Raw genomic sequence first — 11642 nt, 5'->3', positions numbered from 1 at the left:
CTCCGGGAAAGAATGCCGCGCCTGTCAATCAGAACCATGGTATCGTTGGAAGCGCAGCACAAAGAGCCGCGCGGCCAGGGCCTCCAGCACGCGTGCCGGAGTGACGCCGTACTGGAGCATATCCTGGGCTTCGGCCAGCCAGCGGCAACACACGGCCCGGCCGCGCGCGTCCAGATCGGCCAGGAGCATATCCAGCGGGCTCTCGGCCTCGTCGGCCAGTACGCGGCTCAGGGATTTTTGTCCGGCCAGGAGCAGGCGGCCCGCTAGGGCCGCGTCCATGGCCCCACGGGCTGAAACCTTGTCCAGAAAGCCCTGCCCGTCGCGCAGAAAAACGGCCAGAGCTTCTTCCCAAGGAGCCAGAGCCGTATCCCGCGCCCGGCTGTCCGGCCAGGGCAGAGTCAGGCAGAAGGAACGGGAAACCAGGGTGGGCAGGAGCTGTTCACGCTGCGGGGCCAGGAGCACGAAAACAGTGGTGGGCGAGGGTTCTTCCAGGGCTTTGAGCAGGGCGTTGGCCGCCTCGTCGCGGTTCAGGCTCAAGCCCATGAGCAGGACCACCCGGCGGCCCTGACCGTGGGGCGCGTCGCGCAGACGGCTTTTCAGCTCACGTACCCGCTGCATGTTGAAGGCCCGCACCAGACCGGGATTTTCCTCATCCTCGCGGTTGCTGATGCGGCCGTCATAGGCCGCCAAATCCAGATATTCGCCCGAGGCGATCTGCAGGCAGACCGGGCAGGCCAGACAGGGCGCGCCGTTTTCGGCGTGCGCGGCCTGAGGGCAGTTGCAGCGCGCGGCCCAGTAGCGGGCCAGATCCAGGCGCTGCTCCTCGCTGCCGCCTTCCAGCAGCAGAACCTGGGGCGGGGCTTGGCCCAGACGGTCCAGCACGGCCTTGAGGCGGTCAAAGGCCGGGTCCGCCACAGCGGGGAGCAGGCTTGCGTTCATGGCTGCCGCGCGGCGCGCGTTCAGCGCACGATGGTCTGGCGGCGGTCCGCGCCCACGGAAATCATGGAGACCTTCACGCCGCTGAGTTCCTCAATACGCCGGATATAGCCCTGCACAGTGCCCGGCAATTCCTCAAACGCGGTACATTCGGAAATGTCGTCCTCAAAGCCGGGCAGTTCCTCATACACGGGCGTCACCCGGCCCAGCGCGCCTTCTTCCTGCGGCAGGTATTCCAGGCGCTTGCCATCCAGCTCGTAGGCCACGCAGATCTGCAGGGCGGGCAGATTCTGGAGCACGTCCAGCTTGGTCAGCGCGATATCCGTGAGGCCGTTGAGGCGCACGGTTTCGCGCAGCACCACGGCGTCCAGCCAGCCGCAACGGCGGGGGCGGCCCGTGGTGGCCCCGAATTCATGTCCCTTGGTGCGCAGGTAGCTGCCGGTGTCGTCCAGCAGTTCGGTGGGGAAGGGCCCGGAACCCACGCGGGTGGTGTAGGCCTTGACGATGCCCACGATGCGGTTCAGCGTGCCGGGTGCCACGCCGCTGCCCGCCGCCGCGTTGCCCGCCACGGTGTTGGAGGAGGTCACAAAGGGGTAGGTGCCGTGGTCGATGTCCAGATGGATGCCCTGGGCGCCCTCGAAGAGCACGTTCTGTCCTGCCAGCATGGTCTCATGGATGCGGGCGTCCACATCCGTGAGATAGGGCAGCAGGCGCGGGGCCAGGCCCAGCAGTTCGTCGCAGACCGCGTTTTCGTCCAGGGGCTCGAATTTGTAGAGATCGCGCAGCAGGACGTTTTTTTCCAGCAGGGCGTGGCGCACTTTTTCGCGCACCAAGCCGGGATCGGCCAAATCCCCGGCGCGCAGGCCCACGCGGGCGGCCTTGTCCTCGTAGCAGGGGCCGATGCCCCGGCCCGTGGTGCCGATCTTGTGCCCGGCGCGCTTGGCTTCGCGGGCTTTGTCCAGGCTTTTGTGGTAGGGCATGATCAGATGGGTCTTTTTGCTGATGCCCAGGCGCGTGGGAGCCACGTCAATGCCGCGGGCCGCCAGATGGTCCACCTCGCTGAGAAAGACCGCCGGGTCCAGTACCACGCCGTTGCCGATCAGACAGATTTTGCCGTCGTGCAGGATGCCGGAAGGGATGAGGTGCAGGATGGTCTCCTCGCCCTTGACCTTGATGGTGTGCCCGGCATTGTTGCCGCCCTGAAAGCGGACGATGACCTGGCTCTGGGCGCTGAGCATGTCCACAATCTTGCCCTTGCCCTCGTCGCCCCACTGCGCGCCGATGATGACCGTGTTCGCCATTGTTTCACCTGCCTGAAATCCGCCTGCGGCGGTCTGGTTGTAAAATGGGCGTCACGTGCAACAAGAGCGGATCGGCGCTGGAAAGCCGGGCCGCTCGCAGGCGTCCGCGCAAGGGCGGACACAACACGCAAAACCGTAATGATACCTATCCCGGATGGCAAGGCAAGTCAAATGGCGGCGGTGGCGTCAGTCCAGCATATCGTCCGCGGATGCGGAAAAGACGCTGGAACGGGCAAAGTGTTTTCAGGGAGAGGGGCTGGCGTCGCTTGACGCGGCGCTGGAGTAATTTCACTTTGAAATTGCTCTGGCGGCTGCGTAAGCAGACGCCCGCCACGAGCGTCAGACGTTGGCGTAAGCGCAATTTATTTGCGCGGTTGCCTCGCCCGTTAGCGAGTCTTCGAGCTTTATGGGCGAGGACAGCAGAGCTAAGCGCGCCGTACGGACATTGAGAGCAGGGCGGGCGTCTTAAAAACTTTGAGAATGTGCATTCTCAAAGTTGAAATGCTCTAGTCGTCCGTACCCGGCTTGCCGGAATCCTCAGGGGCGGTTGGGATATCGTCAGCCTCGGCGGAACTGTCGCCGGGCGCGGGGTGAAACGCCAGGACCCGGCAGCGCCGCGCGGGTCGGCCGTCCTGAATGCGTTGCCCGCCTGTCTGTCCGGCGTCGGGGGCTTCCGCGGGCTCCAATCCGAAGTCCGGGGCAAGGCTTTCGGGGGCCTCAAGCTGATCCTGCGCGCCGGGGCGGCTCTGCTGCGACCAGTAGTAATTGAAAAGCTGATTCTTCCAGCGCTTGGCCTGGATCAGCGAAAAGATCAGGGCCGCTTCCTCCCAGCGCTTGGTGGGCTCGAAGCGGCTGGCGGTCGTGGCGTATTTGCTCCACAGCGACATGAGCGAAGCTTCATCAATGGCGTCCAGTTGTTGCGCCAGCCGGGCGAGCAGCTTTTCCATGTGACCTCCTGGGCAGTGTGGTGACAGTGTCAGACTGATGAAAAAGGCCGTATGACCTTTTCCCGGCACCGTCGGCAAGAGCGTGCTCTCGCCGAGTCCCGCGAAAAAGTGCCTTCCCGCGCCGCCACTTTTGCGGTCGCCCGCTCTAGTGGGATGCCCCCCCGCCTGCCGGTTCGGCGTGAAGACCGCACAGCAAAAAACGCGGTTTTTGCCGTGCTCGCGGCGCTCTTGTCGCCGCGCCGGGCTCCACAGCCCGTTTCCCATCGGGCTGTTATGTATGTTGTTGCGCCCGGTTCGTCAACGCGCCCGCCGCCCCCGCAGCGCTCGGAAGGGCGGGTCTGGCCCCTGGAGGCTTTTTGTGCTATGCAGGCGCTTCCGCGACCGGCGACAACATCGGAGGCAGCATGTCGGATCTCAAGGCCATGTACAGCACTGTCCGCAAGGACGCTTTTCCCGAAACCATGACCATCATCCTGGGCGAGGAAAAACTCGTCTACGAAAAACGCGTCTGGACCTTGGACCAGGAAGAAAAAGGCCTGCGCTACGGCGAAAATCCCGATCAGCCCGCCGCGCTTTATGCCCTGAAGCAGGGCTCCCTGGCCTGCGGCGGCCTGACTTGGCGCGGGCCGGGCAACGGCATCGTCTCCGCCCTTACCGAGGCGCAGATGATCCAGGCCGGAAAGCATCCGGGCAAGACCAACCTCACCGATGTGGACAACGGGGCCAACATTCTGCAATACCTCGCCGAACGTCCGGCGGCCGTGATTCTCAAGCACAACAATCCCTGCGGCGCGGCCTGGGCCGACGACGGCGTGGCCGTCGCTCTGGAGCGGGCCTTCTGGTGCGACCGCATCGCGGCTTTCGGCGGCGCGGTGGTGGTCAACCGGCCCTTCAGCCGCGAGGCCGCTGAAATGGTGGCGGCCAATTATTTCGAAGTGGTGGCCGCGCCCGCTTTCGAAGAAGGCGCGGTGGAGATCCTCAAGCGCCGCAAGAACCTGCGCATCATGGAATTGCCCGGCCTGGGCCGTTTGGACGAGCTGACCCGTTCGGCCTTCCTGGATATCAAGAGTCTGGCCGACGGCGGCGTCATTGTGCAGAAATCCTTTGTGAACCGCATCCTCACGGATGCCGACTTCCTGCCCGCCACTGCCTCCACCAAGGAAGGCCTTGAGGTGGCGGCGCGCGCGCCTGGCAAGGCCGAACTGGCCGATCTGCGCTTTGCCTGGGCCGTGGAAGCGGGCGTGACCTCCAATTCCGTGATTTTCGTCCGCGACGGGGCCACCCTGGCCATCGGCACCGGCGAGCAGGACCGCGTGGGCTGCGTGGAACTGGCCGTGCACAAGGCCTACACCAAGTACGCCGACACTCTTGCCTTCAAAGAACTGGGGCTTTCGCTCTACGAGCTCAAGCAGAAGGCCGCGAGCGACGCCGCCCTGAACGACAAGCTGACCGACATCGGCCTGCGCACGCGCGAGGCGCGCGGCGGCCTGCTCGGTTCGCGTCTGGTTTCCGACGGCTTTTTTCCCTTCCGCGACGGCGTGGACGCCGCCGTGGCCCAGGGCGTGTCGGCCATTGCCCAGCCCGGCGGCTCGTTGCGCGACGCCGAGGTGATCATGGCCTGCAACGAGGCGCGGCCGCAGGTGGCGATGGTGTTTACGGGGCAGCGCTCCTTCAAACATTAGGCGGCATGGAACCTTTTTGCCGCTGGCGGCGTCAGGCGTCGCGGCCCGGCTTGGTTACGTAGACGGCTACGCGCCCGCGCCGGGCCACTTGCCTTTCTTGCCAGCGACAAAAAATTTCCATGCCGGGAATAAGGAGTCGTATGCCGCTTCCCACCTCCCTCAGCACAGCGCCACCCCAAGCGGCTTTCCCCCGGCTCTGCGTGTCCGCGCTGTCCGGCGGGGGCGGCAAGACCCTGCTTTCCCTGGGGTTGGCGCGGGCGGCATCCGCCGCCGGGGTGGCGGTCAAGCCCTTCAAGAAGGGGCCGGATTATATTGACGCGGCCTGGCTGGCCCTGGCCGCCGGGCGGCCCGCTACCAATCTGGACCCCTACTTTCTGCCGCCCGCGCGGCTGCGCGCGCTTTTTATCCAGGCCATGGAGGCGCTGCTTCGTAGCGATTCGGTCGAGGCAGGCACGCCAAATGTGTTGGGCCTCGTGGAAGGCAACCGGGGCTTGTTCGACGGCCTGGACGTGGAGGGCTCCTGCTCCACGGCGGAACTGGCGCGCGCGCTGGACTGCCCCATCCTGCTCAGCCTGGACTGCACCAAGATGACCCGCACGGCGGCGGCTCTGGTCCAGGGCATGCTCCATTTTGAAAAAGGCCTCCGTTTTTGCGGCGTGGTGCTCAATCAGGTGGGCTCGGCCCGGCATGAAAGCGTGCTGTGCCGCGCTCTGGAAACCTACACGGATGTGCCCGTGCTGGGCGCGCTGCCGCGCCTGGCGGAAAACCCCCTGCCTGAACGGCATATGGGCATTGCCTGTTGCGGGGATTCTCTGGCCGGGGACGCGGAACGCCGTCTGGACGATCTGGCCGCCCTGGTGCGCGCGCATCTGGATCTTTCGGCCGTACTGGCGGCGGCGCGGGAGGTCTCCCTTCTGGGCGGGGAAGATTCCGCGCGGGAAAAGGATGCCGAAGACGGCGTGGCACTTCTCTCCGCGCCGAGCGAGCGCGGCGACGTTGTGACCAGCCTTCTTCCGCGGCCGCGCATCGGGTATGTGCGTGATGCGGCGCTCTGGTTTTACTATCAGGAAAATCTGGAGGCGCTGACCCGCGCCGGGGCGGAGCTGGTCCGGCTTTCCCTTCTGGACGGCGGCCCGGAATCCGGCTCTGATCCCTGGGAGGGGCTGGACGGCCTGTATCTGGGCGGCGGTTTCCCCGAAGACTGCGCGCCGGAGCTGAGCCGCTCGCCGCGTTTGCCCCTGTTGGCCCGTCTGGCCCGCGAAGGCCTGCCCATCTATGCGGAGTGCGGCGGCTTCATGCTCCTGGCTCGGGGCATAGAGCGGGAGGACGGGCTCTGGCCCATGAGCAATGTCTTTCCGGTGACGGCGCGCTTTTGCGCCAAGCCTCAGGGCCTGGGCTACGTACAGGGCACGGTGCGGGCGGAAAATCCTTTTTTCCCGCCGGGCCTGATCCTGCGCGGGCATGAGTTTCACTATTCGCGCTGCCAGTGGGAAGGCGCGGCGCCTTCCTGCGCTCTGGAGCTCTCGCGGGGCAAGGGGATGGGCCATATCGGCGGCATGGCTTGCGACGGCCTGACGCGGGGACGGGTCTGGGCCGCTTATACCCATATTTTCGCACCAGCCGTGCCGTGCTGGGCGGATAATTTTGTGGCCGCTGCCCGGCGTTTCCGCCAAGAGCGGAACGGTGCGGCCTGAGTGGACAAGGGAGGCGGCATGCGCGTTTCCGTAATCATCCCGGCCTGGAATCTCTGGCAGATGACGGCGGCCTGTCTGCGCTCCCTGGCGACGCATTCCGCCGGCCAGGACCTGGAAGTGCTGGTGGTGGATAACGGCTCCACGGACGCCACGGTCGGCGAGCTTGAGCCTCTGGGGCAAAGCCTCTGGGGCGCGGGCTTCAAGGCCTTGCGCCTGCCGGAAAACCTGGGTTTCGCCAAGGCCTGCAATCTGGGGGCGCACGCCGCCGCAGGCGACCTGCTCTTTTTTCTGAATAACGACACCACCTGTACTCCGGGCTGGCTGCCGCCGTTGCGCGCGGCTTTTGAGGATGCCCGCCTCGGCGCGGCCGGGCCGTTGCTGCTCTATCCCGACGGCACGGCGCAGCATTGCGGCATCAGCTTCTCACCTTTCTACAAAGTCAGCCATATTTACGAGCATTTTCCCGGCAACCATCCCGTACTACGGAAAAAGCGCCCTTTGCAGGCCATTACCGGCGCGGCCCTGATGCTGCGGCGGCAGATATTTGAGGCCTGCGGCGGCTTTTTTGAGGGCTACCGCAACGGCTGTGAGGATGTGGATTTCTGTTTTGCCGTCCGGCGGCAGGGCTTCCGGCTGGCCGTGATCGGGGAAAGCGTGTTATATCACCACACCAGCCAGACGCCGGGCCGTTTTGAGCATGATTTGCAGAACGGCAAGCTCTTTTATCAGCGCTGGCATCAGGATGTGACGGCGGATATGCACCGTCTGGCCCGTATGGACGGCTATGAGCTGCGCATCGGGCCCACGCTTTCCTGTCGCCTGGGCCTGCCCGAGGTACGGGAGCGGGAACTGGACGCGGCCTTTGCCGGTGCCGCATTCGACGCGGCGGCCTGCGTCGCGCAGTTGGAGCGTGAACCGCTCTGGCGCGGGGGCTGGCTCCGACTCATGGACCAGTTGGAGGCCCAGGGCCGGGGGCCTGACGCCCTGCGTGCGGGCGTACGCGCCCTGTCTTTTTTTTCTTCGCCGGATGTGCAGAGCCGCCTGTTGCGCCTGTTGCGGAAAGAGGGCCTGCAGGAACAGATGGTGGAATTCATGCACGGCCTAGAAGAGGACAGAGACGCCAAGGGAGGCAGCGCTTTGCGGCACGCCTTTGTCCAGGCGGCCAGGCGCAAGGCCTATGCCGACGGCGACACGGCTCTGGCCGATTTGCTTAACGCCTGGCTGTTGGGCTACGGCAAAATCCGGAACTAGTGCATTTCAGCTTTGAAATGCTCCGATGCCACAAAAAGCGCCGCCTATCCGGCGGCGCTTTTTGTTTCCGTGGAAGCCGTGGCCTGTCAAAAACGCTTGAGCACCAGATCGTCCAGCGCGCGTTTGGGCACATAGTGCACGCCCTGTTCGTCACGCCAGTAGCCGAACGAGCCGTCAGCGGGCATGGGGGCGATCCGGCGTTTTTCTTTGGCGACGCCCAGGCCCAGCACCAGGGCGATCTTCATGCCCTCGGGCACGTCCAGCAATTCCGGCGCGGCCTTATGGTCAAAGGACTGAATGATGCAGCAACCCCAGCCCCGGCTGGCGGCCGCAAGCTGGATGGTCTGGCAGGCAATGCCTGTGTCGTAGCAGAGCAGTTCCTTGCCGTTTTCAGGCATCAGCACGGCAATGAACGCCGTGGGCCGCTCGCCGGGATGAGGGCCGCCCCAGTCTTTAAGCGCTCCGGCCCAGCGGGTCAGGGTGAACAGTTTTCGGCAGGTCTCGCCCGGTCCCACCAGAATAAAACGCAGCTCCTGGGCGTTGCGGGCCGAGGGTGCCAGGCGGGCGCACTCCGTCAGCCAGTCCAGGTCAGCCATGCTCAGGGGCTTGTCCTCTTCAAAACGGCGGCAGGTGCGGGCCGCCTCCGCCAATTCCTTGAAGTCCATGTTCCGCTCCTTACGTATTTTGCGTTTGAAATATTGCACATTTCAAATGCTACGCCGCCCAAGTGCAAGGAGGCGGCGTCCGCACGCGGCCACCAGAGCAATTCACTTATTTCAAATGAGAATTGCTCTGGATTATGCGGGGATATGCCTGCTCCATCTTACAGCGTTGCCAGCAGAAACCACAACTGCCCCAACTCGATGGCCGCGCCCAAAAAATCGCCGGAAAGCCCGCCATGTGATCGGGCCTGTGCGGCCAGGCGGCGTGTGAGACAATATTGCGCGACGATCAGGACCAAACCCTGCCAAAGGGAGAGGCCCAAAGCCGCCAGCAGGCAGACCAGCAGCAGCGCCCCCAGCCGGTAGACGCGACGCACTGTCGGACCGGCCCCGGTGCAGGCCAGGCCGCCCAGAGAATCCGGGTTATGGGGCGGCGCGGAGGCGGCCAGCCAGACAGCGCAGGCCCGGCCCCATGCCGGTGCGAGCACCGGCATGAGCCACTGCCCGGCGGCCAGATGCCAGGCGAGGGCCAGCCATTGGCCGCTGAAGATCAGCAGCAGGCTCAACGCGCCGAAGGCACCCAGGCGGCTGTCCCGCAGAATTTCCCGGAAACGTGCGCCGCTCGCGCCGCTGCCGCAGGCGTCGCCCAGATCGGCCAGGCCGTCCCAGTGCAGGCCGCGCGTGCTCCACAGTTCCAGGGCCAACCAGAGCCAGGCCGCCAGAGCGGCGGCGGGCCAGGCTGTTCCCATAGCGTGGGAGGCTCCGGTTGCGGTGGAAAGAATGGTCAGGGCCAGCCAGGCCGCCAGCGTGCAGAGGCAGCCCAAGGCCAGACCGGCGGGCGCGAACCACGGCACGCTGGCCGCCAGAGATTGCGCGGTGAAACTCCGGGGCGGCGCAAGGCGGGTCAGAAAAGCCAGGGCATCTAGAAAACGTCCGCCCCATGCGGCTGGAGACATGCCGGGTCCGTTCAATAACGGGCCTGGGTATGATTGAAGGCCAGGGCGTAGAGGTGGTGGAAAAAGTCCACGTATTCCACGTGAACGCGTTCCGGCACTTTGATCCGCGCGGGCGCGAAGTTGAGAATGGAGATCAGGCCCGCGTCCATCAGGTGCTGGGCCGCGCGCTGAGCCCGTTCCGGCGGGGTGGTGATGATGCCGATTTCAATGTTCAGCTCCGCCACCATGCCCTTGAGATCCTTGGTGCAATGCACTTCCAGGCCGTGCACGATTTCGCCGATCTTGAAGGGATCGCAGTCAAAGATGCCCACGATGTTGAAGCCGCGCGCGCGGAATTCCCCGTGGTTCAGAATGGCCTTGCCCAGGTTGCCCACGCCGATCAGGGCCATGCGCCATTCGCGGTCCACGCCCAGTGCCGAGGTAATGGCCGCGATGAGCGAGGTTACATGGTAGCCCACTCCCCGGATGCCGAATTCCCCGAAATAGGCCAGATCCTTGCGCACCTGCGAGCCGTTGACGCCGCAGGCTTCGGCCAGGGGGTTGGAGGAAATGACTTCCACATCGTCGCGGGCGAAATTTTCAAGCACCTGCACGTAGGTGGCAAGACGCTGGATGGTGGCGCGGGGAATGTGTTTGCTTTTGGGTTGAGTGACCATGTGCGGTGCCTTATAGCTCGGAGCAAATCCGTTAATGTTGACTTGTGAAATAAAGTATTATTCAGAATACTTGAAAACGGAGCATTGCGCAAGAGGGCTGCCGCGCAGGTCCGGCTGTGGGCGCGCTGACCGTTTGCCTGTTTGTTTTGCCCGCCGTTACGCGGAGTTGCGTGTTCGGGAGGGACGAAACAACTAGAGCCTGCCGGCGCCGGGCGCGGTCCGCAGTAAAGGATGAAGGCCTGTCGTGACGGACGCGGCTGCGCGTCCGTGTGTCTCCGTGACGAAATCCGGCGAGATCCGCGCGCACAAAAAAAGGGAGGCCTTGGCCTCCCTTTTTTTGTGCGATCGAACGCGAACTACGCGTAAGGGTTGGCGTAGAGCAGGATGAAGCTGATGACCAGAGCGTAAATGGCCAGAGATTCGATGAAGGCGAAGGCCAGAATCATGGTACCGGTGATCTTGCCGCTCACGTCGGGGTTGCGGGCAACGCCTTCGCAGGCGCCCTTGAGGCCCAGGCCCATGCCGATGCCGCAACCGAAAGCGGCGATGCCGATGCCGAGGGCAGCGGCCAGGCAGGTGTAGCCCAGAGCGGCGGAGTCGAGCTGGTTGGCGGCAAAAGCCATGCTGGCCAAGCCCAGCAGCGCCACGGTGTTCAGGGCGATCATCAGAAATTTACGCATGAGAGCACTCCTTACACTGGTTTATAGTTGGGTCGCGTACGACCATTCCCCCAAATGATGCGAGCAGTTTCATTCCGGAATCCGGGCCGCATGCTCAGGCGGTTCCGGCGGCGGCTCCGCCCGCGGCCCGGATTCCGGACCGCGAGGGAGATCTCGGCGTGTCGGTTTAGTGCTCAGGGCCTTCCAGAGCGCCCTTGATGTAGAACATGGTCAGCATGAAGAACACGAAAGCCTGCATGGTCTTGCCCAGAAGGAAGAGGGCGTAGATGGGCAGGGTGCCCAGCAGGGGCGCCATGACGAAGAAGAGAATCATGACGATTTCCTCACCCCGGATGTTGCCGAAAAGACGGAGGGAGAGAGAAACCGGGCGCGAGAGGTGCGAAACCACTTCCAGCGGGAACATCAGCGGAATGAGGAATTTGGACGGGCCGGTGAACTGATTGATGTAATGGCTTTTCCAGCGCATCAGGCCCACGGCGTTGTAGTAGACGAGCACGAAGAGCGCCATGCAGACCGTGGTGTTCAGGTTGGCCGTGGGCGCGTCGAAACCGGGGATCAGGCCCATGAGGTTCATGCCGAAAATGTAGATGAACATACCGGCCAGCAGGGGCACGTATTTGCGCCCCACTTCGCCCATGGTGGAACAGACGAAGCGTTCAATAGTGTCGACGAGCGCTTCGAAGAAGTTTTGCAGGCCCCCTGGCACAAGCGTCAGCCGCCGGCGCATGATCAAGGCCACCGTGAAGAGGATGGCCATGCAGACCCAGGAATAAAAGACGTGTTTGAATTCAATCACCTGTCCGCCGATGGTGATCTCGTCCATGCCCATAAATGTGGAAAGCAATACCGGATGCGGCAAACCACCTGCCATGAGCCA

The 11642-nt window shown here is 64.2% G+C and carries 11 protein-coding genes; 3 read left to right on the top strand and 8 right to left on the bottom strand.

Annotation, left to right across the window (positions count from 1 at the left end):
* Window positions 1-24: 24 nt before the first annotated feature.
* The 3 genes from HMPREF0326_RS02305 to HMPREF0326_RS02295 form a co-directional block, all read right to left on the bottom strand.
* Window positions 25-939: a DNA polymerase III subunit delta' gene (locus tag HMPREF0326_RS02305; RefSeq protein WP_009303126.1), complete on the bottom strand. Its 915-nt coding sequence runs from the start codon at window positions 937-939 to the stop codon at window positions 25-27.
* Window positions 940-959: 20 nt separating this feature from the next.
* Entirely contained in the window at window positions 960-2237 is a 1278-nt protein-coding gene (locus tag HMPREF0326_RS02300) for an adenylosuccinate synthase (protein ID WP_008682537.1), read from the bottom strand.
* Between the two features lie 506 nt (window positions 2238-2743).
* Window positions 2744-3184: a hypothetical protein gene (locus HMPREF0326_RS02295; RefSeq protein ID WP_008682536.1), complete on the bottom strand. Its 441-nt coding sequence runs from the start codon at window positions 3182-3184 to the stop codon at window positions 2744-2746.
* A gap of 404 nt (window positions 3185-3588) precedes the next feature.
* Between HMPREF0326_RS02295 and HMPREF0326_RS02290 the strand changes: the two genes are divergently transcribed.
* The 3 genes from HMPREF0326_RS02290 to HMPREF0326_RS02280 all read left to right on the top strand — a co-directional run bounded on the left by HMPREF0326_RS02290 (window position 3589) and on the right by HMPREF0326_RS02280 (window position 7811).
* Complete coding sequence (locus HMPREF0326_RS02290) at window positions 3589-4866, top strand: phosphoribosylaminoimidazolecarboxamide formyltransferase (protein ID WP_008682532.1); 1278 nt, start codon at window positions 3589-3591, stop codon at window positions 4864-4866.
* Between the two features lie 140 nt (window positions 4867-5006).
* Window positions 5007-6560 (top strand): cobyrinate a,c-diamide synthase, encoded by a 1554-nt coding sequence (locus tag HMPREF0326_RS02285; protein WP_020990160.1) that lies wholly within the window; start codon window positions 5007-5009, stop codon window positions 6558-6560.
* 18 nt (window positions 6561-6578) lie between these two features.
* The gene (locus HMPREF0326_RS02280; protein ID WP_008682527.1) at window positions 6579-7811 is read left to right on the top strand and encodes a glycosyltransferase family 2 protein; all 1233 of its coding nucleotides are present in this window, start codon (window positions 6579-6581) and stop codon (window positions 7809-7811) included.
* 86 nt (window positions 7812-7897) lie between these two features.
* On the opposite strand, the gene HMPREF0326_RS02275 is transcribed toward HMPREF0326_RS02280, so the two are convergent.
* From HMPREF0326_RS02275 to atpB, 5 genes are all read right to left on the bottom strand, one after another.
* On the bottom strand, window positions 7898-8476 hold the full coding sequence (locus HMPREF0326_RS02275; RefSeq protein WP_008682525.1) for a nitroreductase family protein: 579 nt from the start codon (window positions 8474-8476) through the stop codon (window positions 7898-7900).
* A gap of 158 nt (window positions 8477-8634) precedes the next feature.
* Window positions 8635-9429, bottom strand: a complete 795-nt coding sequence (locus HMPREF0326_RS02270) for an adenosylcobinamide-GDP ribazoletransferase (protein ID WP_008682523.1) — start codon at window positions 9427-9429, stop codon at window positions 8635-8637.
* Between the two features lie 11 nt (window positions 9430-9440).
* Window positions 9441-10085 carry a redox-sensing transcriptional repressor Rex gene (locus HMPREF0326_RS02265; RefSeq protein ID WP_008682521.1) on the bottom strand — a complete coding sequence of 215 codons (645 nt, stop codon included), beginning with the start codon at window positions 10083-10085 and terminating at the stop codon, window positions 9441-9443.
* A gap of 356 nt (window positions 10086-10441) precedes the next feature.
* Window positions 10442-10765, bottom strand: coding sequence for an ATP synthase F0 subunit C (gene atpE / locus HMPREF0326_RS02260; RefSeq protein ID WP_008682519.1), 324 nt, complete (start codon window positions 10763-10765; stop codon window positions 10442-10444).
* A 166-nt stretch (window positions 10766-10931) separates the two neighbouring features.
* The gene (gene atpB, locus HMPREF0326_RS02255) at window positions 10932-11636 is read right to left on the bottom strand and encodes a F0F1 ATP synthase subunit A (RefSeq protein ID WP_008682518.1); all 705 of its coding nucleotides are present in this window, start codon (window positions 11634-11636) and stop codon (window positions 10932-10934) included.
* Window positions 11637-11642 lie beyond the last annotated feature (6 nt).

This window comes from Desulfovibrio sp. 3_1_syn3 (genome assembly GCF_000145315.2).
Classification (GTDB): Bacteria; Desulfobacterota; Desulfovibrionia; order Desulfovibrionales; family Desulfovibrionaceae; genus Desulfovibrio; species Desulfovibrio fairfieldensis.
This window is presented reverse-complemented; position numbering and strand designations above follow the sequence as displayed.

What these genes read in the sequence shown, in the direction of transcription:
- HMPREF0326_RS02305 (WP_009303126.1), bottom strand. Translation starts at nt 939, where the DNA reads ATGAACGCAAGCCTGCTCCCCGCTGTGGCGGACCCGGCCTTTGACCGC.
- HMPREF0326_RS02300 (WP_008682537.1), bottom strand. Translation starts at nt 2,237, where the DNA reads ATGGCGAACACGGTCATCATCGGCGCGCAGTGGGGCGACGAGGGCAAG.
- HMPREF0326_RS02295 (WP_008682536.1), bottom strand. Translation starts at nt 3,184, where the DNA reads ATGGAAAAGCTGCTCGCCCGGCTGGCGCAACAACTGGACGCCATTGAT.
- HMPREF0326_RS02290 (WP_008682532.1), top strand. Translation starts at nt 3,589, where the DNA reads ATGTCGGATCTCAAGGCCATGTACAGCACTGTCCGCAAGGACGCTTTT.
- HMPREF0326_RS02285 (WP_020990160.1), top strand. Translation starts at nt 5,007, where the DNA reads ATGCCGCTTCCCACCTCCCTCAGCACAGCGCCACCCCAAGCGGCTTTC.
- HMPREF0326_RS02280 (WP_008682527.1), top strand. Translation starts at nt 6,579, where the DNA reads ATGCGCGTTTCCGTAATCATCCCGGCCTGGAATCTCTGGCAGATGACG.
- HMPREF0326_RS02275 (WP_008682525.1), bottom strand. Translation starts at nt 8,476, where the DNA reads ATGGACTTCAAGGAATTGGCGGAGGCGGCCCGCACCTGCCGCCGTTTT.
- HMPREF0326_RS02270 (WP_008682523.1), bottom strand. Translation starts at nt 9,429, where the DNA reads ATGTCTCCAGCCGCATGGGGCGGACGTTTTCTAGATGCCCTGGCTTTT.
- HMPREF0326_RS02265 (WP_008682521.1), bottom strand. Translation starts at nt 10,085, where the DNA reads ATGGTCACTCAACCCAAAAGCAAACACATTCCCCGCGCCACCATCCAG.
- atpE (WP_008682519.1), bottom strand. Translation starts at nt 10,765, where the DNA reads ATGCGTAAATTTCTGATGATCGCCCTGAACACCGTGGCGCTGCTGGGC.
- atpB (WP_008682518.1), bottom strand. Translation starts at nt 11,636, where the DNA reads ATGGCAGGTGGTTTGCCGCATCCGGTATTGCTTTCCACATTTATGGGC.